The sequence below is a fragment of the Paraburkholderia sp. FW306-2-2C-D06C genome, from assembly GCF_058781505.1.
Genome location: NZ_JBYSWU010000035.1, coordinates 19,044 through 42,512 on the forward strand (window position 1 = coordinate 19,044; position 23,469 = coordinate 42,512).

Here is a 23,469-nt window from a genome sequence, read left to right on the forward strand (position 1 = left end):
GCGAGCGGGCGACGGCGCGCGCCGCCCCACCACCGCACGAAGTCGCCGCATGGGTACTCGATTAATTAAAGGACTGGAGGAGACGATGAAGCTGGACATCAGGGAGACGATCAATCAGGGGGCGATGAGCCGCTTTCAGGTTGCGGCGATCACGATCTGTATCGTGCTCAACATGCTCGACGGATTTGACGTGCTGGCGATGGCGTTCACGGCGTCCTCGATATCGGCCGAGTGGCATTTGAATGGAAAGCAGCTCGGCTTGCTGCTGAGCGCCGGCTTGTTCGGCATGGCAGCCGGCTCACTCTTCCTCGCGCCGTGGGCCGATCGTGTCGGACGCCGACCGGTCATCCTGCTTTGTCTCGGGATGATTTCGGGCGGGATGCTGTTGTCCGCCTGGGCACCCGGCATCATTGCACTTGCAGCGCTGCGCGCGATCACCGGCATCGGTATCGGCGGGATGCTCGCGAGCCTGAACGTGATCACCTCCGAGTACTCGTCAAACAGGTGGCGCAGTGCCGCCATCAGTCTGCAGGTAACCGGCTATCCGATCGGCGCGACGATCGGGGGATCGATCGCCGGCGTTTTGTTGATGCATTACGGCTGGCGCAGCGTCTTCGTGTTCGGGGCACTGGTTACCGCTGCGATGATTCCGTTCGTCCTCGTGCGCCTGCCGGAGTCGCTCGACTTCCTGATCGCAAGGCGCGGGGCCGGTGCACTGACAAAGCTTAATGCACTGCTCGTAAAATTGGGCCATGAAACGATCACCGAGCTTCCACAGCAGCTCAACCCGGCACCTGGAGTCGAGACGCAGAGTAAATTTCGCAGCTTGTTCGTCGGTTCACTTGCACTGCAGACGCTGATGATCTGGGCATCATTCTTCCTCGTGATGCTGTGCTTCTACTTCGTGCTGAGCTGGACACCGAAGCTGCTTGTCGCGGCAGGCATGTCGGCGCAACAAGGGATCACAGGCGGAGTGCTGCTGAACGTTGGCGGCGTAGTGGGCGGAGCGCTGTTCGGTTTCATCTCGTCACGCATCGGCCTTAAGCCGCTGCTGTGGACCAGCCTGACGCTGACGTCGGCCCTGATGCTGTGCTTTGGCATGTTTGCCTCGACGCTCACCGTCGCGTTCGTCATCGCCCTGCTGATCGGCGCGGGGATCTTCGCATGCATGGCTGGCCTGTACGCGTTCGCCCCCATTCTTTATCCGGCCGAAACCCGTGTGACCGGGATGGGCTGGTCGATCGGTATCGGTCGTGTGGGCGCAGTGCTGGCGCCGCTGGCAGCGGGGACACTGGTTGACGCGGGCTGGGCTACCGGGAATCTGTACTACGCCTTCGCGGCGCCGTTGCTGATCGCGATTGTCAGCGTGGCGCTACTCGGCCGGCAAAGCCAGGCGGCCAGAAGCGCCTTGCGGCCGGCGACGTCGTGACCTGCGTTCTGTTGCAATCCTGACACCGGAAGTGGCTGACGAATCCGTCGGCCGCTTCGCTTCTCCGCTATCAATAATCCCTGCGGCTTGCAGCGCAGACGCGTTTCGTGCCAACGTGCAGGGATCGCACGAAGATCGTCGAAGGCCGTGAGAGATCCTATGTGCAGGCGGGTCGTCGGCGAACTGATACGTAAAATCAGCGTGTCGAGTCCTGTTCAAAGGAGAACATCATGCGCACGGATCAGAGGTTCACGACGGGTGGCGAAGAATCGGGTTTACCACGTTCCCATTCTTGCCGACGCGCATGAATTTCAGCGTGTCTATCCGTTTAGCACCTGTCTCTCCCCCGGCAGCGCTTGTGGCGACGTGTCCCTATCATCGAGAGGAACAACTGGCTACCCACCTTTTGGTCAGAGCCTGTCAGCAGCTTTGGCTCATTTTTCGTCACGAGGGTTATGCGACAGTTCACCTACGTTGTGCATGCGGAAATTGCCTTGCCCCCACACCGCACGGCTGCTGGCAGTGTCGACCCCTTCCTTGTCACCAAGGTGGATCGCCCTTCAGGCAGGTTCGTTGTCCCCGAAGCTTCGCACCCGATCGTTACCAATCGCGCACGTTCGGGTAGGCAACTGCTGGTCGCACAGCAGGTCACGGATTCAATTTCCAATGTTCCAGTCGTTGAATGTGACAAGACAGGAATGGGCTTTGCCGGCTACCGCGTTTGCCGATTTACGTCCGGCTGACGGCGACACGTGTCGCACCAATGAAGCGAAAGTAGAAACATTTCGGAAATAAAAATAGAAGCAACCTTTGCGAAAATGCTCTACATCGCCACCCAGACGGTCGTCGTGTCCGCTCCCTTCGTACCTATTCACTGCCAGGTTCGTGCAGGTCTGGCAGCTTTCCGTTTGATCCGCTATCGGTACGTTGAAGCCCTGTTGGCAGAACCGCTTTGTTGGCTTTTCTCTCCCGCCGCTCGCTGCGTCGCTGTTCCGCACGCTTCACGACTTCTTCCAGCGATTGCACGTGTTCGGGGGTCGAACGACCAAAGCGTTTGCTATAACAGTGCGCGATAAATTCGGCGAGGGGGCGCTTCCACGGCTCCTGCTGGTCGTTAGCCAGCGTTCCGAATTTTCGGGGATTCAATCCCAGTTCGCGAGCCATCTGGATATGAATATGGCTCAACCTGAAACGCTGCCGCGCTTCAAACCAGGGCTGAAGCTTCGGGGGTGTCGGCATCAGTGCTCACCTCTGCGCCAACTCACTGCAGTCAATCGCTCCACCGCCGCGTAGTAACGCGCCTGCGAAGCTGCAGCATCGTCGTTCTGATTCGTCTTCAAAATCTCAAACAGATGCTCTGCGATGACTGAGCCGATCGCGTGAACAGCATCGTGTCGCGTAAGGCCTTCTTTCCTGAGACGATGCATCGCCCGGACCACGGGCTCAATGTTCAGGGCAATCTGGTTTTCGACGATCGCGTGTAGCGCGGCGTGTGCCGTGACGTTGGGAAGTTTGCTACGGGCGACGCGGTGATACGTTTCGACGAGACCAATTCGCTCCTGTTCGTCAAGTTCAAGCCATGATTCAGGTTCGGGCGCGCACTCGGGGTTGTACTCTTCCATGATCCAAGTCCTGTACTGACTTCTGCCTATCGTAAAACTACCCTCTACAGCCGCGTTGCGCTTCAGTTCCGTCATCGGCGGCATAACGGGCGCCCGTCCCACACGACCGGGAGCAACTCGTCGACGACAACCCGCCGGGCCACGGGTCGTGCGGGAACCGTCAATCCCGTGACCTGGATGCATCGCGACGTCATGCCGCCCAATGATGCGCCAGCACCGTGGCGACGAACGAATGCCCCGGAGTGGCCGCAAACTGGTCCCGCAGACGCCTGTTGAGCTGGTCACGTTCCATGCCGGTGGCAAGGGCCGCGTCCGCCAGCGCACCGTAGGCATCCAGCACATCGCTCCCCGTGATTTCGTAACCGAAGCCTGCCGCCATCCAGTGCAGCGCTGCCGTGCCACAGGCCACCGCGAATTCAGGCTTGCGCTGCGCGAAATCGCGTGCGGCCCGCGTCAGGGTTCGCGGATCGGTGGGGCCGCGCATCGCGAGAGACGCCGCCAGATCGAGCAGGCCGGCGTCCTTCGCGGCGGCGAACCATTTCCCCTCGGCGCCGGGACTGCTCGTGACCAGATCGTGGAGGATGCTGTCCGGGCTCCTGTCCGGATACTTTTTCGCGATGGCACGGAACGTCGCGAGATGCGTGGCGCCCTGATTGGCCTCGATCGCGTAGCGCCGATAGGCTTCGTCCATCATGCCCGACGACAGGAGGATAGCTTCGCCTTTGCGGGCGATTGCGGCAGCGGGCGCATTCAGCCCCCTGGACGCTTCCGCGTAACGCAGTGCTTCAGCGGAACGACCCAGTGCGATCAGTGCGTCTACCCCGTACTGACGATACCCCCACCAGTTCAGGCGCGCGCCGTTCACCAGAGCGAGCAGTTCCTCATGGCGCTGGGCGGCATTCAGCGCACTCAGGCAGGCGGTGGTACCCGCGAAATGCTCGCCCAGACCTTCAGCGCCCATCACGCGCGCTGTAACCGGCAACAACCGGTCTGCCCATGCGGACGCGATGGCGAGCGACGTACACAGGTCACCCCAGCGATCGCCCAGCTGTTCGATATACGGCATCGGGTCGTCCTGGAGCGCGTCAAACAGGCGTTCCAGCCAACGCGTCCGCACCGGAGCAGGCACGTCCACCCCGGCGATGACCGGCACAAGTGCATCGATGGCGCGATTCACGGCGGTGCCCATTGCGCCGGACGAACTGTCTACGTGCTCGAGCGCCGGCGAAAGCTTTTCGAGCAAAGCGACCGCGCCATCCGCGGCGAGAACGGGATCGGCACGGGCGATCTGCCGGATCTCCGCCAGGGCTTCTTTCAGACGCTGGATCGGCAACGCGGATTTCCAGCCGAAGGCGCCCCGCCGGAACCGCGCGGCAAAGACCCACTTGTGAGATGGCGTTCGTGTCATATCCCGGGCCACCTGCTCAGCGCGTCTTCATATAGGCGGCGTACACCGCCCCATTGAGTGTCTGCAGTTCGCGCCGGGCTTGCAGCAGTTCGTGATGCCGGCCCTGCCGCTCCAGGCTCAGCAGTCCGAGCATCAGCCTCGTCGCCCGTTCGGGCGCGTGCCGTCGGGAAGGCTCCGCCTGCCTGAACAGGGGGGCAAGTCCGGCTTTTTCTGTGAGGACCCACGCCGGAAACCATGCCAGATCGCCAGTATCGCCCGCGCCGTCGAACGAGGTATCGAAGCCGCGCCGCAAGGCATTGATGGATGCGTCGCCAAGTTGGCCCGACAGCCGGTCAAAGAGAGACGGCGAAAGCCACGCCAGTTCCACCAGTAGCGGCCAGGCCACGTCCAGTCGATCGATCCGGTAGCGCGCCTCTGCCATCCAGCAGAGCGGCACTGGAATCCGTCGCCACGAGGCGATGCGCGATACCGCCTCACACGCTTCGGCCCAACTGCCCGCAAGCAGGAAGAGCGCCGCCGCGTGTGCATCCGCGTGGTCCGCACGGAAAGGCAGCACAGCGGCGCGCCCGGCCAGTTCTGCCCAGAGCGGTGCGAGCCAGGTCGCCCCGCTCTGCCTCGGGAACGCACGCGCGACTGCGGGCTGGACTTCGTGAGATAGCGCCTGGCGAGCCTGCAGGGCGGCTTCGTGACGGTCAAATGGTACCGTCGATCGACCCTCGAGGGCATTGACGATCGACCCGAAATACACCAGGGCGACGTCGTCCGGATACTCGTTCGCAAGCGCCTGCAGCGCGCGCCGCGCGCCCGCCGCATCGTACTGCTGCAACGCGGACAGGACGTCATTGCGCGGCATCACGTCGCGGCTGTCGTTGAAAATGTCGAGCTGCATCCGTCGGATCCAGAACAGTTATTCAGTCAGGCTGACGAGATTAATCCATTTGACCGTGCTTCTCAATTTCCTGCGGTGCTCATCGACTGACTCGATGATTGCGCGCCGACCGCTCGCGTCGGCGACCAGACGCACCGTGTAGTGCTCTGGTTCCCATCTTGTACGGCGCGCCGACCCGCTGATGAGATGTATTTCCGCACACAGATTGCAATGGTAACAGGCAGTCAGTCCCTAAAAGGTTGTTGATGATTCGCCGAGCATGACGCAATCATGATGGTGCCCCTGTCACGACAGTTGACCGTCAGCGCCCTCTTCCGGCCAATGTTGGGCCTCCCAGGCACGGCGGGTTCTGGCCAGTTCTTCGGCGAGGAGTTTTTCATCCGGCAGGACCATATGGTACTCAGCCGCCAGCACTTTGTTTGGCAACCCTTCCAATGCATAACGCGCCACCGCGGCATTCGTTCGCGCACACAGCATCAGGCCAACGGGTGGGTTGTCTCCTGGCAGCGTCCAGTGCTCACGTGCGTAATTACAGTACATGTGCATCTGACCCACGTCGGCGTGATTGAGCTCGGTGAGCTTGAGATCGACGATAACAAGGCATCGCAGACGCCGATGAAAAAACAGAAGATCTACCCGGAACCAGCTTTCACCAATCCGAAGGCGACGCTGGCGGCCCACGAACGTAAAATCGCCACCCAGCTCAAGAAGAAAGTCTTCGAGGCGATGGACCAATGTCTCCTCCAGTTGACTTTCTGAATATTCGTCCTTGAGATCCAGGAACTCAAGGACATAAGGATCCTTGATTGCCTCCTCTGCGGTCACAAGGTCGCCCGGTTGCGCCTTGCCCGACTTCTGTAGCATGGCGGGCCTGTTTTTCGACAGCATCGCACGAGTGTGAAACTGGCTGCTAATCTGCCGATCCAGTTGTCGCACGCTCCATCCGCCACGAAGCGCTTCAGCTTCGTAAAACGCTCTTTCTTCAATTGACCGGGTTCGCCGCATGAGGTGGATGTAGTGCGTCCACGACAGCTGAAATCTGGTCGCGCGTTGATCGAGATCGAAATTCCGAATCGCCGGTTCGGAATTTCCCGGATGGTCTGTGGGCGTAGATTTCCGAATCAGTGATTCGGAAATCGCGGCTGCCGGGTAGGTCTGGTAGAACATCCTCATCAACTCCAGGTTATCAACCCCAAACCCGCGCCCGAAGCGGGCTGTCAGGTCGACCGACAACCGCTCTAAAAGCGGCCTGACCGTAGGCCGCACGTCCCTCCCCGCCCTGACTGAATTCGACAATACGGCGACCAATCTCCCAGTAGGTAGCCGTCATCAGTGCGTTGACACTTCGGGCCGCAGCACGACGACCGTGTTCCAGAAGAGCCACGATGTCGCCGTGTATGCCGCTGTATTCGGCGCTGCTTAATGCGATATCAGTCATTGATACTGTCAGTAGGTAGTTTCAGCGTTAACGAGTCCACGTGGACATTGGCTACCATGGTGTTGCGCTGTCTGCACTTAGTCCATCGATGAAAATCCATGTTGGCAAGCAATCGGCTCGAAATCGTCTCGGGCCCTTAGCGCGACGTTGCCAACCTCCCGACCCTTTTCCTGCGCAACTGCGGCGACACGTTTCAGGTATACGTCGCCAGGCATCGCCAGCAGCGAGGCGGAGAGCTCGCTCGCCCCCCGGAAGACGGTCACGCAACCGCCCGCCACCAGCAAGAACACCCTCCGATGCATATGTAGCAGGACCGGCATTGCGACCAGCGCCCGGCTGCGGTCGACGGGTCGACGCTTGTTAACCGCTTGCCGATGCCAGCATCGAACCGGTGCACCGCATCTTCCCACAGCGACAGGCAAAGTCGGCGGCCAATTCGGGCGTAATCGCCTCATCGATAGTGAGTCCATAGGCGATAAAAAGCTCGTCGCCCGGTATCACGTCCCTGAGTGTCTCGATGAAAACCCGCCCCCGCCCGTCCTCGATCGCCTCGCAGTTCGGCTGGCACGAGTGGTTCAGCCAGCGGGCGCTGTTGCCCCCGACGCTGCCATCGATCACGCGCCCGTCAGCCAGTCCGAAAATGAACGTGTGGCCGGGCATTCCGGATCGCCGGTACCGGGCAGAGGCCCGCCGCCACGATGTGACCTCACCGCGATATTCGAAGATCCGCTGGCCGGCTGGAATCGCCTGTAACGCGAAGACGCCTCGCCCATGCACCGATGATTTCCTGACCGTCACGCGCCGCACTTCATCACCCCCGATCCGTTGAAGGCTGCGAGCATATCGAGCCGCGCGCTGCGCGGCAACCGCGACCGTCGTGTCAGAACAACCTGGTCTGTCGGGGATCGCGTGGCGGGGGGCGGGATACGTCAGTCCGGCTGGTTTGCCGGCGTTTACCGCTCCTGTCTCCGACCCGCTGTAGCCGTGCCAGCATCAGGCATTCCACTACCCCATCGTAGAAGCGCAACTCGAACACGCCGGTTTCGCCAGATAGACACGGCGCCGTTGCGCAGAACGACAGGCGTAGCCCCCGCCGTTTCGCGCGGGCAATCATCTGCATGCGACTCATGCCGTGCCAGCAATCCGAGATGAACAGTGTCACTGTCCCGGGCAGGGACTCATGCGCGACGCCCTATGGAAGCGTCAGTCCGGCGAGCAGGTAAATATCAGCCATGCAGCCCATTTCCGTGGCGAATCACCCTGCGTTTATACCGCTTTTTTGCGCCGCGTTGCTACTTTGGCGGTCGGCGCAGTGCGAGAGGAACGGGTCGGCCGTGGTGCCTTCCGGACTCCGGCCGAGGCGGACGACGCCCGGGTTTCCCGTGCACGCGTTTCCGCTTCGCGCAGCGTCATCATCTCTGTCTGCAGTCGCATGTTCTCCGCCTGAACAGCATCAAGGCGCCCCTGCAGCACACCCGCCTGATGACGCGCGTCGCCCAGTTGCACCTGTATGGCTTCAATTGCACGGCGATGGTCGGCGTCCTTCCGGTCCGCGCGACGCGTGGCTTCGTCCAGCTCCCTCTGCAGCTTCGTCGCGGTACTGCGCTCGCGGTCGATCTCGAGCAGGGCGCGCTTCTCGGAGGCGCGGAGCCGCTCTTCCGCGCGCTCGGCGGCTTCCCGCTGCTTCGTCAGATCGCGCGAAAACCCTTCCCTTGCCTCCACGAGCTCGCGATCGCGCGCAGCCAGCGCCGCGCCGATCCGCTCAAGTTCTGCCGCCAGCGCCTGTCGCTGCGCGTGACCTTCGGCCTCGGCCTTTTCCAGATCCCGCACCTCGATCTGCGCGGCCAGCAGCGCGGCGGTGCACTGCTCGAGCGCGGCCTCGACGCGACCCAGTTCACCCCGGGCGGCGACGACCGACTGTTGCGCCTCGGCTCGCTGCGCCTCGACTTCGCAGCGCAGCGCGTCGAGCGCGGTCCCGGCTGACGCGGTGGCGCGCATCCACAGGGTGGCGACCAGTTCGCCGGCGGCGGCACCGAGATCGGCGGGCAGGTCGGGATGCTCGATGCGCACGCGGCTCTTCTCGCGCAGGTCCGTCCAGAACTCGCCGAGCACGGCGGTCGGCGTGCCCATGCTGCCGCACCTGACAAGCTGATAGAGCCGGTTCGCGGTTGGCGTGATGCCGTGCCGGAAAAACATCAGCGCGCACACCTCGCGATACAGCTCGCGGGTCTTCGGAAACGCCACCTTCAGGCGCTCGATCTCGGCGGCCAGCGCCGCGTCGGTGTCCGCCCTCGGCAAATACGATCAAGATTGTCCGGCAATTCAGGTGGGCGCGGTGGCATTCTGGACACCACGATCGTCGCAGAATGTTGTTTGCAGTGGACTTCCACACATGACCGAGCGCACAAACCCAGGTCAGCGGCATCCGCTGGTTGCGGTATTCATCCGACAGGCAGCGGCCGCCGTGCGCAGCGGCCATCCGACGCATGTCACCGATCGTGTAGTTCCGCTTGCCTTTTGTATGCTGCGCAGATCCCGTTGTCATGGGTTCGCTCATGCTGCCGCTCCACACGAATTCCCTGACCGATAGTTGAAAAGCGGTACGAATTGGCGCAAAGCCTTTATGGTTTGGCGACACCGTTGGTCGAGAAGAATATCGGCCGTCCCGCCGGCGTGTCGACAATCGCGGTCAGCGCGGTACGATCCGCGCGCTGCGCGCCGGTAAAGTTCATGCCGCCATCGTTACTCGTCAATGTGATGCCGTCGAGCGATGACGCGACGATGTTCTTATCTTCTGATTGCATCAGGTCGGTGATCGAACTCTTGAACGGCGTCTTCGCCGCCTGCCAGGTCGCGCCGCTGTCCGCGCTGCGGTATATCGTGCCCCGAAGTCCGCCGACGAGAAGCGTGCCGTCCTGCAACGCGACGCCGGTCCAGAACGAGCCGGCATAACCCGTTTCCGCATACGTCCAGCTGGCCCCGGCATCCGTCGAACGCATCACGCGCCCTTGTTCGCACGCGACGTATAGCGCACCTTTGGTATCGGAGAAGATCGCATAGAGGTTCCGATCCGCTTTCTTCGAGCCCGGCGGGGGCGGCAGCTTGACCGCCGTCCACGTCGTACCGCCGTCGGTGGTATGCAGCATCAGCGACCACAGGCCCACCGTCCATCCTTCGTGCGAGTCCTTGAAGTAGACGGAAAACAGCGGCTGGTCGACCTCGATGTCGCTGCGTTGCAGCGTCCACGTTTCGCCGCCGTCCTTCGTTCGCAGGATCACGCCCCAATGTCCGACCGCCCAGCCATTGCGGGAATCGGCAAACGATACGGAGTTCAGCGTCACGTCTGCCGCCACCGAACTCGCCTGTCTGAAGCTCTTGCCATCGTCGTCGGACAGCAGCACGACGCCGTGATCGCCGACCGCAACCAGTCTCTTGCCGGCGCGGGTCGCTCCGAGCAATTGCACTTCGGTCGCCGCGCTGGCCTTTTCTGCCGCATGAAGCTGCAACTGCGGCTTATCGACCGGTGCCTGCGCCGCAGCGTAATCGAACGGCATCGCGCCGCAAACCGCCAACAGGCCCGCACACATATTCCGTCGAAAGATTCCGTTCATGATCGTGCCTTCCTTAATGACTGAACACGCCAGGCGCACGGACCGGCTTGCGGCGCGGAAATACCCGCTCGAGTACGACGGCCAGCGCCGGCAGCGCAGTCATCGCCATCACCAGGTTCACGATGAACATGAATGCGAGTAGCTTGCCCATGTCGGCCTGGAACTTCAGCGCGGAGAAACTCCATGTCGCGACACCGATCGCGAGCGTAATCGCCGTAAAGATCGTCGCCATGCCAACTTCGAGCATCGAATGTTCGAGAGCCTTGACGATCGGCTCACCCGCGGCGAGATGGCCCTGCAGCCGGTTGTAGATATAGAACGCATAGTCGACACCAATGCCAACCGCGAGCACCATCACCGGTAAGGTCGCGACAGTCAGCCCGATGTCGAACGCCTTCATGAACCAGTAGCCGATGAAGGTGCCCACCGTCAGCGGCAGGCAGCACGCGAGTACCGCACGCAAATCGCGATATACGACGAACACCAGCAGCACGATGGCCGCATAGACATACAGCATCATCGGTACTTCGCTCTTCGCGACCTCGTCGTTGATCGCTGCAAGCACACCCGCATTGCCAGCTGCTAGCCGAATCTGGACACCGGGTGTCGGGTGGCTGTCGCGGAACTTCTTCACCGCGGCGATCACGCCGTTGATCGTACTTGCCTTATGGTCGGACAGATACAAGTGGACGGCGGTCATGCTGCAGTCCTTGTTCAGGTAGCCGCGCACGCGTCCGATCTCGGTACTCAAGCCTGCGTAGTTACCCGAGTCGATCGGCACGACGTTCATCTTCGGGTTGCCTTCGTTGTAGCCCTCGTTATAGGTACGCAACATGTCCGGGTACGAGCTGATCGATACGACGCCTGGAACATCCTTTAGCGCATACGTCAACTTGTCGTCGAACGTTCCGACTGCGGGACTCACGCATGATTCGGGCGGTGCCTCAATCACCACCGACAGCCAGTCGAGTCCGACATCGAAGCTGCTTGCAATCGCAACCGCATCCCGGTTGAAGCGCGCTTCGGGTCGCAATTCCGGCGCACCGGGCTGCAGCGTGCCGACGACCCGATCGCGGCTTTGCCACACAGCCGTCGCAAACACGCCGGCCACCACCAGCAGAACGATCACCGCATTACGCGGCTCGGCCACGCGCGCGAGTTTGCGCAGCCACGCGGCGCGCTGCTCGCGCTTCTTCATCGCCTTGTCGGCATATGCCTTGGTGAAATTGAAGCACGATGCGGCGACCGGAAGCATCACGAGGTTCGTCGCGATCTTGTAGCCGACCCCCAGCGACGCGGTGATCGCAAGCTCACGAATCATGGGAATCGGAATCATCAGCAACGTAACGAACGAGACCAGTGCCGTCACAAGCGCCAGCGTCCCGGGAATCAGCAAGCCCGTGAAGCTGTGACGAGCAGCTTGCACCGACGACTTGCCGTGGGCGAGTTCGCGAGTAATGAAGTTGATCTGCTGCACGCCGTGCGATACGCCGATCGCGAATACGAGGAACGGCACCAGCACACCTAGCGGATCGAGACCGAAGCCGAGCAGGCGCAGCGTGCCGAACTGCCACACCAGCGACGTCAGAGAACACACGATCGGCAGGACGGTGAAGCGGATCGAATGGCAGTACCAGTACACAGCAAGTGCGGTCAGAAGCAATGCGATCGCACAGAAGACGAGTACCGCTTTCGCACCGTCCGCGATATCGCCGATCTGCTTTGCGAAGCCGATGATCTGAACGTCGTAGTTCGCGTCTTCGTATGGCTCACGAAGCTTCTGTTCCAGCAGATGGTTGTACTGGACGTAATCGATCTTCTTGCCGTCCGTGCCGACTTCGCCGATTTCCGCCGTGATCATCGCGGCGGTTTCGTCGCGCGACACGAGCGAGCCGATGAAGTTGCCCTCGACAGTCGAACGCTGAATCTGCGCGATGACGTCAGGCGTCAAACTATTCGCCGTCACCGTGCCGGGAATGATCGGCTGCGAGCGAAAACCTTCTTCTGTGATTTCATTGACGAAACTGTTTGGCGTCCAAAGCGATTGAACACCGAGCCGATCGACGTTCGGCAAGTAGGTGACCGCCTGGGTCACCGCGGCAAGTCTCGCCAGACCGTCCTTGGTCCAGATCGTGCCGTGCTTCGCCTTGACCACGACGGTCAGGCGGTTCGCACCGAACAGATCGGCACGATATTTGTTAAACGTCTGTACGTATTCATGGCCGATCGGGATCTGCTTCTCGAAGCCTGCGTCCATGCGCAATTGCACCGCGAAGAAAGCCATCACCGCCGTGAACGCCACGAACGCGCCCAATACGAAGAGCCGACGGGAGAACAACCACTCTTCCAGGTGTCTGATGCTGTTAGTTAACACGTGCAGTCTCCTGATTACCGCAAGCGGGGACGTTGTGCGCACGTCCCGCAGGCATCAGGTGACCTGACATGATTCACCTGATGCCGTCTGATTAAAAGTTGCGCGTCACGAACAGTCCGACGAAGTTACGATCGGCAAACGGCTGCGATATCGCGTTGCCGCCGAAGTACATCGTGTAGTTGAGACCGGCTTGCCACACCTGCGGGTTCTGGTTGAACAGCAAGTAGAGGTTGACCGACTTCGCACCCTTCTCATAGTTGGCCGAGAAGGTCGGCGTATAGCCCGATACCGCATCGTAGAAGGTGACGCCCGGCGTCAATTGCCACCCCGGAATCACCGTTCCGTCATACGTCCAGTTGAAGTCGACCGTCAAGCCGACCGATCGCGACGATCCCTGCGCCGCCGCGATCTGATAGCCGAGCGACGCATTGTTGTTAAGCCATGCACCGTAGCCGGCGTCGGCTACCTGATATACGCTCTTCCCGCCGATCGAGCTGAAGTATTGCGAATTTGCGCTGACGCCCGGATAGTCGATCAGGGTCAACTCGGCCGTGAACACCGCCAGGTCCGCGCCGATGAGCTTCAGGAACGGATAGGTTGTCTGCGTCAAGTTCAACTGCGCGTTCGCATCGAGCTGAAACTTTTTCATATCCTTGTACGCGGGACAATCGATGCCGGCCACCGCATTCGTCTGCGCATCGGTCGGACCGCCCGGTGCAAAGCACGCGGACATCGCGACCGCATCGTGTGGGCGGTATGACAGTTCCGCGCCGATCGCCCAATCGCCCAACGGGAAATTCGTGCTGACGCCGAACAACTGACGGTTCTTCAGATAGGACCAGCGCGATGTGCCATTGGCGAGGTACGACAGCACAGGCGCCTTGTCGGTGTAGTTCTCGTAGTAGAAGCCGAAGTTGATGTCGGCGCCCGACGGCTTGTAGCCGATCTTTACACCGTACTGCGGCCGGTTGCCGGGCAGCACCGTGCTATACGGCACACCAATCGGACTCGTTGGCAAGCCGGTGTACGCGCCGTTCACGAGGTTCTGATTGGTCGTATTGAGCAACCCGTTGTTCTTGCTGTTCGCGCCGGCAATCGTGCCCGCATCGATTGCGCCGACGTTGAAGTTGTTCGAATTGAACGAGCCTGGCTGTGAGCCTCGGCCAAATACGTCGGACGCCGACCAGTAGCTGCCGACAGGTGGATAGCGGTTGCCGTTCCATTGGGCTTGCAAATACGCTTCAGTCGAAAAGCCGGCGGGCAATCCGCTCACAAAGCTGATCATCGGCGCGGGCAACAGCGCTTGCTTTAACTGGGTGCCCGGAATGTAAAGCTTCTGGATATCGAGTGAGTTCGTCGCATTGATCCCGCCTGACGCAAAATAGCTCTCACCCCAGTTGATCACCTGATTACCGACGCGGACATGAGCACGCTGATCGCCAATGCTGAAGTCCTTTTGCAGCCACAGGTCGAGCAACTGGGCATCCCGCACGACCTGGTTGTAGGCCCCCGGCGACAGTTCGGTGCGTTCGGTGTGCGCCGCAGCGAAGTCGTACATTGCGGTGCCGCGAATCAGGAACTTGTAGCCTTCGCTTGGCATCGTCAACAGCAGTTCGCTCGTCGCGCTTAGATACGTGCTGTACGGACGGCCCTTGCGATAGTTGAGGTCGCCGTCGTCGCCGTTTGCCCATTGCGCCGTGTTCGCCGCAGCGCCGCAGCCGTTCGCATTCGGATCGCCCGTTAGCGAACAGCTCGGGTTCTTGGTACGGGTGGCCATGCCACCTGTGAGGTTCGATACCCACGACGCCTGCATGTCACCAATGCCTGTGTCGAACGTATATGCGCCAGCTGGTCCGGAAACCAATGCTCCGCACACGGTGGGCCAGAATAAACGGCTTAGCCTATTTTTCATCTCAGATGCCCCTGCTGGCGTTGATTAGATATGCTTATATTATTGAAAACTCGAGGTGCATCACGCCATAGTCGTTAAGCGTGATGCAAATCGTTTTGACGGCCGATTTTCGCTCAGCGATCGCTGATTGCGCTTAGATTTTCGCCGGTGAAGTATTGGTTGGTCAGACGAGGGTCGCTAGCGCCAGGCGAATAGAATTTCAGATCCTTGCCTGTGCCGACGATGGTTTCGTCGAACACGTAGCGTCCGCTGATCAAGTCGTTATAGACGGACGCGGACGACGCGCAGGCACCGATCTCCCATTCCGGCGTGATGTAGTTCTCTTTCGCCTTCCAGATCTTGCCCTGCGCATCGTAGTCGTCGCCCACCGCCACGAGCCAGCTGTCCTCGTCGACGTAGAGCGTCTTCTTCGGCGTCGAATGGCGAACGCCCGCTTTGACCGTGCCTTCGATTTCCCACACGCGGTGCAGTTCGTAGCGGCGCATGTCCGCATTGACAAAGCTCTGACCCATTGCGGCAGTCAGTTTCGTGCCGAAGCGCTGCATTGCGAAACCGTCATACGGCACATAAACTTCCTTCTTGCCGATGAGCTTCCAGTCGAAACGGTCCGGGTTGCCATAGAACACGAACGAGATGTCCGCTGGATACTGGTTCTCGTATCCGATTAGCGGCGCATCGTATGCGTAGGCCGGCAGGCGGCGCACGCGGCGCTGGCCGGTGAAATAGTAGTAGGTGTCCGTATCCTTGCTGAAGTAATACCGCTGCATCGTACCTTGGCCCGCCAACGCCGCCGGTTCGGTGTAAAGGTAATAGAAGCCATTCTGCAGACCTTGCTCGTCTTGCGGCGAGTGCTGCCCCTTCTTCGCCCACGGATAGTAGACCAGCTGGTTCCAGCGTGTGACGATCGATTGACTTGTGCCCGGACGCGGCGAAACAACCGTGTACCCGTCCGGCCACTCCGCGGCCACACCCTGGTAGCGCATTAGCCAGTTCCACATGACTTGAATCCCGGTCTGCGGAATCGGGAATGGCACGCTCGGCAGCGTCGCGTTCTCCAGGGACCAGCCGTCCTTCGCAATCGACGACTTCAGTGCACCGTTGCGGGTGTTGTCGGCGACGAAGTCCGGCAGTCCGCATTCGCGATGCGTCGGATACACCGGCATCGTGTATCCCTTGACCTGCTTGAGCATCTGGACCTGGCCGGGGGTCAGTTTGTCCGCATACTTGTCTACGTTTGACGCGTCGATCACGACGACGGGCTTCTCGCTTTTGTACTTCCAGTAGTCTTCACGCAGCTTGCCATAGGCCCAACCGGCTGCGGGTTTGGCGTCACCCGAGAATGCGGGAATCGCACCGTCCTTGCTGCCGGCTTTCTCCGCGCCGGTCGGCGTCAGATCCTGGCCAAGCTTGGCTACGTCGTCCGGCGTCAGCGGCCACGCAGCGGTGGAAATGAAGCCCAGTGTGGCGAGGGCAATGACTGCTTGACGAACCTTCATTGTTAATCTCCTTCCAGACAGCTGCGAATATTTTTTACCCTACGACGCCACGCTTCACAGCGCACAGTAAGCGGCGTCAACGGACCATCGGACAGACAAGCGGAGAAACGGGGAAGCAGAAATCGGGAAGCGGGAAGCGGCACCCGTGATGACATATTTGTCTCGCTAAAAATCCGCATGCTGCCCGTTTGCGACGCTTCCTTGAGCAAATGCGACATGCCCATCGGGGCGTACGGCCAACGTCGTTGCCTTGCAAACAAACAGCTTTCGGCAAGCGGCATTTGATGACCGTGATGGCGTCTCTGCCCGGCCAATGCGGGCTCGACGCCAAATAGCCGCTGACGCTCCCATTCCAGCGCGACGGCGGTTAGCTTCTATCCGCGTGAACCGCTGATTTGCTCTACTTCGACGATGCATGCCGCGTCCCGCGGCGCAACCCCATCGCCTAAGTGGAGACCGCATGTCCGCCGATTCCCGTCCCGATCAACTGGTTCTCACCGTCGCGTGTCCGAGCGCAGCGGGCCAGGTCGCCGCCGTCGTCGGCTTTCTCGACCGGCATCATTGCTATATCGACGAACTGACCGTGTTCGACGACGATCTCAGCGAGCGCTTCTTCGTGCGGTGCGTGTTTCATGGCGTCGAGCGCAACGAGACGCTGCACGCGGGCGCGTTACGGAGCGAATTCGAACCGATCGCCGAGCGTTTTCAGATGACGTGGGCGATGCACGACGTCGGCACACGGCCGAAGGTGCTGATCATGGTGTCGAAGCTGGAGCACTGCCTCGCCGATCTGCTGTTCCGCTGGCGCATGGGCGAGCTGAAAATGGATATCGTCGGCATCGGCTCGAATCACCGGGACCTCGAAGCGCTCGCGCAACAGCACGGTTTGCCGTTCCATCATCTGCCGATCAGCGCCGGCACCAAGCCGCAACAGGAGGCCCGTCTGCTCGATCTGTTCGAGACGTCGGGCGCCGAATTGATGATCCTCGCACGCTACATGCAGATTCTGTCCGGCGAGACGAGCCGCGCGCTCGCGGCGCGCGCGATCAATATCCATCATTCGTTTCTGCCCGGCTTCAAGGGCGCGAAACCTTATCATCAGGCGCACGCGCGCGGCGTGAAGCTGATCGGCGCGACCGCGCATTTCGTCACCGACGATCTCGACGAAGGCCCGATCATCGAGCAGGTCGTGGAACGCGTCGATCACTCATACAGCCCGGAGCGGTTGCTCGCGACGGGACGCGACGTGGAGTGCATCACGCTTGCGCGGGCCGTGAAGGCGTTCATCGAGCGGCGGGTGTTCATCAACGGCGACCGGACGGTGGTGCTGCAATAAAACGTGGATGGCCCGCAGCGCGGGCTACGTGATGAACATTCAAGATGTGGCAGCTGAGGCCGCCGGGCCTGTACGCGCTGACATCGACTTCATGCATATGTCAATCGCGGCCAGCGACGTGCAGACCTATACAGACGCGGCCCTTGGTTCTGTGAGACCGCTGGGGATCACTCCGCAATGGCAGCGGTGTGCAATAGATGGCGCTTCTTGTTGTAACAGGCAGGGCGAATAAAAGAGGCGCGAGCAATCGCGCCTCTTTGCTGTCCTCTTTGTGCGTCTTCGGGGTTACCGTCGCAGCGGCAGTCAATCAGGTCACATCAGGTCACTTCACCCAGCTATCCACACGATCCGCATGCGCACCGATCCACGCGTCGGCAGCAGCCGTCGGCTTCTCGCCGTTTTGCGTGGCCAGCATCACGCTGTCGATCTCGCCCGGTTTCCACTGAAACTTCTTGAGGAACGCAACCACCGGCGGCGCCTTCTTCTCGAGATCCGGGTTCACGACGCTATCCACATGCTCTGCATCGCCAAACACTTTCTTCGGATCGTCGAGGAATTTGAGCTTGTACTTCGCGAACATCCAGTGCGGCTTCCAACCGGTCACGATGATCGGCTTGCTCGCCGCTTCCGAGCGTGCCAGTTCCGCGGTCATCGCGCTGCCCGAACTCGGCATCAGCTGATAATTGAGGTTGTAGGCCTTGATCGCTTCGCTGGTCTTCTGCATCACGCCCGCGCCGGCATCGATACCGACAATGCGCGAGCCGAATTCAGCCTTCTTCGCTTCCAGATCGCCGACGGTAGTCACGTCCGCATTCTCGGGCACGATCAGGCCGATCTTCGCATCGTTGAAGTTCGGGCCGAGGTCGACCACCTTCTCCTTGAAGTTATTCCAGTACGCGCCATGAGTCACCGGCAGCCATGCGGACAATGTCGCGTCGAGGTCGCCGCGCGCCACGCCCTGCCACATCACACCGGCTGCGACCGGCACGAGCTGCACCTGATAACCGAGCCGCTTCTCGATCACGCGCGCGGCCACATTCGAGGTCGCGACGCTGTCATCCCAGCCTTCCACGTAGCCGATCTTGATGGTCGGCTTCGCATCGGCCGATACACCCACGCTCGCGGCAGCCAGCGCCGTGCCCAACGCGCTCAATACCAATACCTTTCTGATCAGTCTCATCGCCGTTCTCCCGTTCTCCGTCCAAACTACCCATTGAGCATTTAGAATCGCCAGCCAGAATTGCTGGGTAACGTTCATTTCCGACATCCATTTGTCAGGACGCGACTTCCCTTCCCTCGTTTTATTCTTCTTACTTATCCACGACAAGATCGCTCAGCGGCTTGCTACAACACAGCAGCACCATCCCCTGATCGATCTCGCGCTGACGAATTCCGCCCGCGTGTTTCATCTCCACCTCGCCCGACACCAGCTTCACCTTGCAGGTGCCGCACATACCTTGCGTGCACGACGCCGGGAGCCGCACGCCGGCTTTTTTGGCGGCGTCGAGCACGTGCTGGCCGCTGCCGCATTCGATCTCGCGATGGCTCTTCGCGAAGCTCACCTTGAATTTTATTTCCGTCTCGACGGGAGCCAGCGCGACACCCAGCGCCTGTTCACCTGCATCCGCGAAACTCTCCGCAGTGGGCAACGCATCCGCGACGCGAGCGGTCGTCGACTGCTCAGACTGCTCAGCAACCTCACCAAGCGTCTCGAACGAAAAGCTTTCCTCGTGATAACGGCGGCGATCGAAGCCGCCCTCGTCCAGCAGGTTGCGCACCGCCTGCATATAGGGCGCGGGACCGCAGGTGAAAATCTCGCGATCGAGAAAATCCGGTGCAATGAGCTTCAGGAGCGGCAAGGTCAGAAAACCCGTGACACCCGGCCAGTTGGTGCGGGCACCCAGCCGTTCGCAAACGAACGCCGTGCGGAAATTGGCCTGATTCGACGCGATCAGATCCAGCTCGCGCGCGAAGATGATGTCGTCCGGCGTGCGCGCGCTGTGCACGAACACGATATCGCTGTCCTCGCCGAGTTCGTGATGCGCGCGGCTCATCGACATGAGCGGCGTGATGCCCGAGCCCGCCGAGAGGAACAGGAACTTGCGCGCCGGGTGCCGCGCGCAGGTGAATTCGCCGGCTGGCCCGAGCACGCGAACCTGCATGCCGGCGTGCAGATTGTCGTGCAGCCAGTTCGACACCTTGCCGCCCGGCACACGCTTGACGGTGATCGAGATGGTGTGCGGGCGCGTCGGCGGCGACGAGATCGTGTAGCAGCGATTCACCGCCTCGCCGTCGATATCGAGTTCCAGCGTAATGAACTGTCCCGGCTCGAACACGAACGCCCGTTCGGATGGCGCGCGGAAGAAAAAGCTCTTGACGTCGTGCGTTTCCTGGCGGACCTGGCAGCACACCAGCGTATCGTCGGTGTCGCTGTCCCAGCGCGCGGGCAGCGTCTCCCAGAACCGCGGTTGGGTGACGCGGTTTGCTGCCGGCTCCGGGCTGAGTTGAAACGTCGCCTGATCGCGCATCATTGATTTCTCCCGCTCCTGGTTGCGGCGTCGCGCTCAGCGCATGAAGGACACGACTTTCTCGCCGTGCGCAACCGGCGCAGTACCGCCGGCATCTTCTGTTTGGGGTTCATTGCTGTAATCCGCCATGCGGCCGATGTACCACTCGCAGAACTTTTCGACGAGCCCTTCGGTGAACGGCGAATACGGACCCGGCTCATAGGCGCTGCTCGTCGCGCCGCGTTGCGAGTACTCGACGAGCGCACGGTCCTGATCGTTCGTCGCGCGCCACACCGCCGTGAGATTGTTCACGTCGTAATCGATGCCTTCGCGCGCGTCCTTGTGCACGAGCCACTTGGTGCGCACCAGGGTTTTGCCCGCGGAGAGCGGAATCACCGAGAAGCTCACGATGTGGTCGCTCATGAAGTGATGCCACGAATTCGGCTGCGTCCAGAACGACAAGCCGCCGAGGTCGGCCTGCTCGAATCCGCCGAGCAGTTTCTTCGACGCGACGCGTGCGTCCAGTGTCTGCGATTCGCCGTCCCGATCGAGCGGCAAGCGTTGCGTACGGAAACCAGTGACGAGATCGGCAAGCCGTTCGATTTCCGCCGACGGCAGTTTCATCGCCTCCCATTGCGCAGCCCGGCGCGCGACGGTCGCTTCGAACGCGGCCATGCCTTCTTCGTTATCCGGCGTGCGTTGATAGCCGAAACCGTATTCATAGAGGGAAATCGTCAGTTCAGGATGGTTCGCGACGCAGTGATAGCACTCGCGGTTGTTCTCCATCGTGAGCTTCCAGTTGCCTTCCTCGATGATGTCGATCGAAGCCGCGACCTTGCAGCCGGCCAGATCGTGCGGCAGCAGATACGGCTCCATCGCGGCGCGCACCACGGCGAAGTCCGCGGGCGGCGTGTCCGCCAGACAGATAAAAATGAGGCCTGCCAGACTCTCGAGGTGGACCGCCTTCAGGCTATGTTTGCAGCGGTCGAACTGGTCACCCATGTGCTCGGCGAACATCAGGTCGCCGTTCAGGTTGTAGGTCCAGCTGTGATACGGGCAGACGATATTGCCGATTGAGCCTTTATCCGTATTGCACAGCCGCGATCCGCGGTGGCGGCAGACGTTGTGGAACGCCCTCACCTGCATGTCGTCGTCGCGCACGATCAGGATCGAGTCGGTGCCGATTTCCACTGTGATGTAGTCGCCGGGTTCCGGCACATCCGGTTCGACGGCGACCTGAATCCAGTGTCGCCGGAAAATCGCGTCCATGTCGAGCGCGAAAATCTCCTCGCTCGTGTAGAACGGCGCTTCCAGCGTGTAGCTCTTTTTGCGGCGTTCGATCATTGCGCGAACGTCTGCCGAAATTTTCATTGTGTGCTCCGTTGCATGTCACGTCTGGCGCTGCGCCAGGCCCTCCTGGTCGCATGCTGGCCCGAACCGGAAATCAGTAATCCACGAGTTGATGCTCGCGCAAATACGCGAGAATCACTTGTGCTTTTTCGACGGAACTCCCTTCAATTACGACGCTGCCGCCGCGGCTTTCGGTCGTTGTCGCCGACAGCATGCGGGCATGCCCGGAACGCTTTTCGGCGGCGGCGAGGCGCACCGGTTTGGCGCTCGCCGCGCGGGTCGTCCAGGCGAGGTGTTCGGCGTGGCCGGCGGCCAGGCTCCCGGCGTCCGGGCTTCCAGCATCCGCGCTTCCGGTGTCCGGGCCGCTGGCCTGCGTCGCGACCGGGCGGATCATGCCTTCGCGCAGCCGTGCGTACGCGTAGCTGGGCGCGGCGTTGGCGAGCGGATGCACGGCGACCAGCGCCGGCAGCTTGACTTCGACGCGCCGGCGCAAGCCCTTCGGCATGAATTGCCGGACTTCCGCGCAGCCGTCGCGGATCGTCAGATCGACTGCCGCGCCCACCAGCGGAAGCTCCAGCGCATTCGCGACGCGATACGGCAGCATGCCGCTATCGAACGCGCCTTCCGCGCGGGTGCCGGTCAGCACGAGGTCGTAGCCTTGCAGGCGCGCGGCAAGCGGCGCTGCTGTATCGCCCTGCAACTCAGGCGCCGAGGGCACGTCGAGCACCTCGACACAGCGCGCCCCGAGCGCGAGATATTCCTTTAAGGCGGGATTGGCCGGATCGCCTGCATGCAGCACATCGAGCGTTGCGCCATGCGTCTTTGCGAGCGAGAGCGCGATGGTGAGCGCGGCGGCATCGTTGCGGCTGTAGCGCGCGGTGCCGCTGACCGGATGGCGGCCCACGGAAACCAGTACGGCGATTTTCATGCGATGGCTCCTTCCGCGACGGCCGCGGAATTCTGCAGCGCCGCGCCGGTGCCGCGTGCGCTGCGCGCAGCGGCCGCGGCTTCGGTCAGCGCCGCGATGGTTTCCTGCGCGTCAGCAATCACGGTCAGATTGGCGCGCCTGGCAATCGGCGCGCTCGCGTCGAGGTTCACGGCGATCACATGCCGGCAATCCTTGATGCCTTGCAAATGCTGGACCGCGCCGGAGATGCCGAACGCGATATAGACACTCGCTTCGACAGTCTTGCCGGTCGCGCCGATCTGCTTGTCGCGGGTGAACTTGCCGTCGTCCACGGCGACGCGGCTCGCGCCGATCGCGGCGCCCAAGGTGGCCGCCAGACGCTCGAACGCGGCGACGTCGCTCACGCCGTTACCCGCCGATACGATGAAATCCGCTTCTTCGAGCGCGAGTTGGGCGGCGTCGATTTCCTCGATACCGAGGTCGCGAACGGCGCCTTTGGGCGAAGCAGTCGCGCCGTCGAAACGCCACACGACCCGCTCACCCGCGCCGACAAACGGCAGTTTTGGATCGACTGCATTCGGTGCGAGCAGCACGACCTCGGGTAGCGCGCGCGCGGCAAACGCTGTATTGGCCTGGATATAAGTCGCGACGTGCGCCGCGTCGATCTCGACGACATGCGTCGCGACGCTCGCGTTCGCGGTAGCGGCGTAACGGCGGCCGAGGTCGCCGTCGCCGGTTGCGTTGTCGGGCATGAAGATGTGCGCGGGCGCATAGGCGGCCACGCAAGCGGCCAACGCGTTGAGTTCGTCCAGAGGCGCAAAGGTGCGGCGGTCGAACATCGGCAACTCGATCAGCTTGTCTGCGCCGAACGCGGCAGCATCGCCGTTGAACTCGCCGAACACGAGCAGCACGACTTCGGTTTGGGCATCGGCGATTAGCGCGGCGGCGGTCAGAGTCTGGCGCGCGTGGTCGTCCAGTGCGCCACGGTCCGCGTGCGCGGCGACCAGCAGCGAACGGAGCGGCACGGCCGTCGTGCGGCGCGGCCTGGCCTGCTCGCGATGCGACGCGCCAAGCGCCGCGAATTCCATCGAGCCCGCCGCACCGATCATGCCGAGCGTGATCCGTTTGAGTCCCTCTGCCGTAATCGTGAACGGCCGGCGCGGATCGATTCGTTTGAGATTGTTCATCGC

At 61.6% G+C, this 23,469-nt stretch carries 17 protein-coding genes and 1 pseudogene; 2 read left to right on the plus strand and 16 right to left on the minus strand.

The features are described 5' to 3' along the window. The first annotated feature begins 85 nt into the window (after positions 1–85). On the plus strand, positions 86–1,429 hold the full coding sequence (locus AC3WLT_RS23960; RefSeq protein WP_492594162.1) for an MFS transporter: 1,344 nt from the start codon (positions 86–88) through the stop codon (positions 1,427–1,429). A gap of 867 nt (positions 1,430–2,296) precedes the next feature. Here AC3WLT_RS23960 and AC3WLT_RS23965 read toward each other — a convergent pair. The 11 genes and pseudogenes from AC3WLT_RS23965 to AC3WLT_RS24015 all read right to left on the minus strand — a co-directional run bounded on the left by AC3WLT_RS23965 (position 2,297) and on the right by AC3WLT_RS24015 (position 16,179). After that, positions 2,297–2,668 carry a hypothetical protein gene (locus AC3WLT_RS23965; protein WP_492594163.1) on the minus strand — a complete coding sequence of 124 codons (372 nt, stop codon included), beginning with the start codon at positions 2,666–2,668 and terminating at the stop codon, positions 2,297–2,299. After that, complete coding sequence (locus AC3WLT_RS23970) at positions 2,668–3,051, minus strand: hypothetical protein (protein WP_492594164.1); 384 nt, start codon at positions 3,049–3,051, stop codon at positions 2,668–2,670. The genes AC3WLT_RS23965 and AC3WLT_RS23970 overlap by 1 nt, the downstream gene beginning before the upstream one ends. A gap of 190 nt (positions 3,052–3,241) precedes the next feature. Continuing rightward, positions 3,242–4,459, minus strand: coding sequence for a hypothetical protein (locus AC3WLT_RS23975; RefSeq protein ID WP_492594165.1), 1,218 nt, complete (start codon positions 4,457–4,459; stop codon positions 3,242–3,244). Positions 4,460–4,475: 16 nt separating this feature from the next. Then, entirely contained in the window at positions 4,476–5,348 is an 873-nt protein-coding gene (locus AC3WLT_RS23980) for a hypothetical protein (protein WP_492594166.1), read from the minus strand. A 285-nt stretch (positions 5,349–5,633) separates the two neighbouring features. Next, positions 5,634–6,786, minus strand: a pseudogene (locus tag AC3WLT_RS23985) (PDDEXK nuclease domain-containing protein). A gap of 360 nt (positions 6,787–7,146) precedes the next feature. Then, positions 7,147–7,593, minus strand: coding sequence for an SET domain-containing protein (locus AC3WLT_RS23990; RefSeq protein WP_492594167.1), 447 nt, complete (start codon positions 7,591–7,593; stop codon positions 7,147–7,149). Between the two features lie 459 nt (positions 7,594–8,052). Continuing rightward, complete coding sequence (locus tag AC3WLT_RS23995; protein WP_492594168.1) at positions 8,053–9,084, minus strand: DNA-binding protein; 1,032 nt, start codon at positions 9,082–9,084, stop codon at positions 8,053–8,055. A gap of 323 nt (positions 9,085–9,407) precedes the next feature. Next, a complete protein-coding gene (locus tag AC3WLT_RS24000; RefSeq protein ID WP_492594169.1) occupies positions 9,408–10,397 on the minus strand; it encodes a WD40/YVTN/BNR-like repeat-containing protein in 990 nt (329 codons plus the stop codon). 13 nt (positions 10,398–10,410) lie between these two features. Further along, on the minus strand, positions 10,411–12,771 hold the full coding sequence (locus tag AC3WLT_RS24005; protein ID WP_492594170.1) for an efflux RND transporter permease subunit: 2,361 nt from the start codon (positions 12,769–12,771) through the stop codon (positions 10,411–10,413). 91 nt (positions 12,772–12,862) lie between these two features. Further along, entirely contained in the window at positions 12,863–14,683 is a 1,821-nt protein-coding gene (locus AC3WLT_RS24010) for a DUF1302 domain-containing protein (RefSeq protein WP_492594171.1), read from the minus strand. Positions 14,684–14,796: 113 nt separating this feature from the next. Further along, the gene (locus tag AC3WLT_RS24015; RefSeq protein ID WP_492594172.1) at positions 14,797–16,179 is read right to left on the minus strand and encodes a DUF1329 domain-containing protein; all 1,383 of its coding nucleotides are present in this window, start codon (positions 16,177–16,179) and stop codon (positions 14,797–14,799) included. 460 nt (positions 16,180–16,639) lie between these two features. On the opposite strand from AC3WLT_RS24015, the gene purU reads away from it, so the two are divergent. Beyond that, a complete protein-coding gene (gene purU / locus AC3WLT_RS24020) occupies positions 16,640–17,515 on the plus strand; it encodes a formyltetrahydrofolate deformylase (protein ID WP_492594173.1) in 876 nt (291 codons plus the stop codon). Between the two features lie 322 nt (positions 17,516–17,837). On the opposite strand, the gene AC3WLT_RS24025 is transcribed toward purU, so the two are convergent. The 5 genes from AC3WLT_RS24025 to AC3WLT_RS24045 all read right to left on the minus strand — a co-directional run bounded on the left by AC3WLT_RS24025 (position 17,838) and on the right by AC3WLT_RS24045 (position 23,466). Beyond that, the gene (locus AC3WLT_RS24025) at positions 17,838–18,695 is read right to left on the minus strand and encodes a glycine betaine ABC transporter substrate-binding protein (RefSeq protein WP_492594174.1); all 858 of its coding nucleotides are present in this window, start codon (positions 18,693–18,695) and stop codon (positions 17,838–17,840) included. Positions 18,696–18,825: 130 nt separating this feature from the next. Next, positions 18,826–20,046 carry an FAD-binding oxidoreductase gene (locus tag AC3WLT_RS24030; protein WP_492594175.1) on the minus strand — a complete coding sequence of 407 codons (1,221 nt, stop codon included), beginning with the start codon at positions 20,044–20,046 and terminating at the stop codon, positions 18,826–18,828. Positions 20,047–20,079: 33 nt separating this feature from the next. Further along, complete coding sequence (locus tag AC3WLT_RS24035) at positions 20,080–21,393, minus strand: aromatic ring-hydroxylating oxygenase subunit alpha (protein WP_492594176.1); 1,314 nt, start codon at positions 21,391–21,393, stop codon at positions 20,080–20,082. A gap of 73 nt (positions 21,394–21,466) precedes the next feature. Further along, the gene (locus AC3WLT_RS24040; RefSeq protein ID WP_492594177.1) at positions 21,467–22,300 is read right to left on the minus strand and encodes an adenine nucleotide alpha hydrolase family protein; all 834 of its coding nucleotides are present in this window, start codon (positions 22,298–22,300) and stop codon (positions 21,467–21,469) included. Then, positions 22,297–23,466 carry an electron transfer flavoprotein subunit alpha/FixB family protein gene (locus AC3WLT_RS24045; RefSeq protein WP_492594178.1) on the minus strand — a complete coding sequence of 390 codons (1,170 nt, stop codon included), beginning with the start codon at positions 23,464–23,466 and terminating at the stop codon, positions 22,297–22,299. Before AC3WLT_RS24045 ends, AC3WLT_RS24040 begins: the two co-directional genes overlap by 4 nt. Positions 23,467–23,469: the final 3 nt, after the last annotated feature.

Excerpts from the sequence above, each read along its gene's own strand:
- AC3WLT_RS23960 (WP_492594162.1), top strand. The coding sequence starts at position 86 with ATGAAGCTGGACATCAGGGAGACGATCAATCAGGGGGCGATGAGCCGC.
- AC3WLT_RS23965 (WP_492594163.1), bottom strand. The coding sequence starts at position 2,668 with ATGCCGACACCCCCGAAGCTTCAGCCCTGGTTTGAAGCGCGGCAGCGT.
- AC3WLT_RS23970 (WP_492594164.1), bottom strand. The coding sequence starts at position 3,051 with ATGGAAGAGTACAACCCCGAGTGCGCGCCCGAACCTGAATCATGGCTT.
- AC3WLT_RS23975 (WP_492594165.1), bottom strand. The coding sequence starts at position 4,459 with ATGACACGAACGCCATCTCACAAGTGGGTCTTTGCCGCGCGGTTCCGG.
- AC3WLT_RS23980 (WP_492594166.1), bottom strand. The coding sequence starts at position 5,348 with ATGCAGCTCGACATTTTCAACGACAGCCGCGACGTGATGCCGCGCAAT.
- AC3WLT_RS24000 (WP_492594169.1), bottom strand. The coding sequence starts at position 10,397 with ATGAACGGAATCTTTCGACGGAATATGTGTGCGGGCCTGTTGGCGGTT.
- AC3WLT_RS24010 (WP_492594171.1), bottom strand. The coding sequence starts at position 14,683 with ATGAAAAATAGGCTAAGCCGTTTATTCTGGCCCACCGTGTGCGGAGCA.
- AC3WLT_RS24015 (WP_492594172.1), bottom strand. The coding sequence starts at position 16,179 with ATGAAGGTTCGTCAAGCAGTCATTGCCCTCGCCACACTGGGCTTCATT.
- purU (WP_492594173.1), top strand. The coding sequence starts at position 16,640 with ATGTCCGCCGATTCCCGTCCCGATCAACTGGTTCTCACCGTCGCGTGT.
- AC3WLT_RS24025 (WP_492594174.1), bottom strand. The coding sequence starts at position 18,695 with ATGAGACTGATCAGAAAGGTATTGGTATTGAGCGCGTTGGGCACGGCG.
- AC3WLT_RS24030 (WP_492594175.1), bottom strand. The coding sequence starts at position 20,046 with ATGATGCGCGATCAGGCGACGTTTCAACTCAGCCCGGAGCCGGCAGCA.
- AC3WLT_RS24035 (WP_492594176.1), bottom strand. The coding sequence starts at position 21,393 with ATGAAAATTTCGGCAGACGTTCGCGCAATGATCGAACGCCGCAAAAAG.
- AC3WLT_RS24040 (WP_492594177.1), bottom strand. The coding sequence starts at position 22,300 with ATGAAAATCGCCGTACTGGTTTCCGTGGGCCGCCATCCGGTCAGCGGC.
- AC3WLT_RS24045 (WP_492594178.1), bottom strand. The coding sequence starts at position 23,466 with ATGAACAATCTCAAACGAATCGATCCGCGCCGGCCGTTCACGATTACG.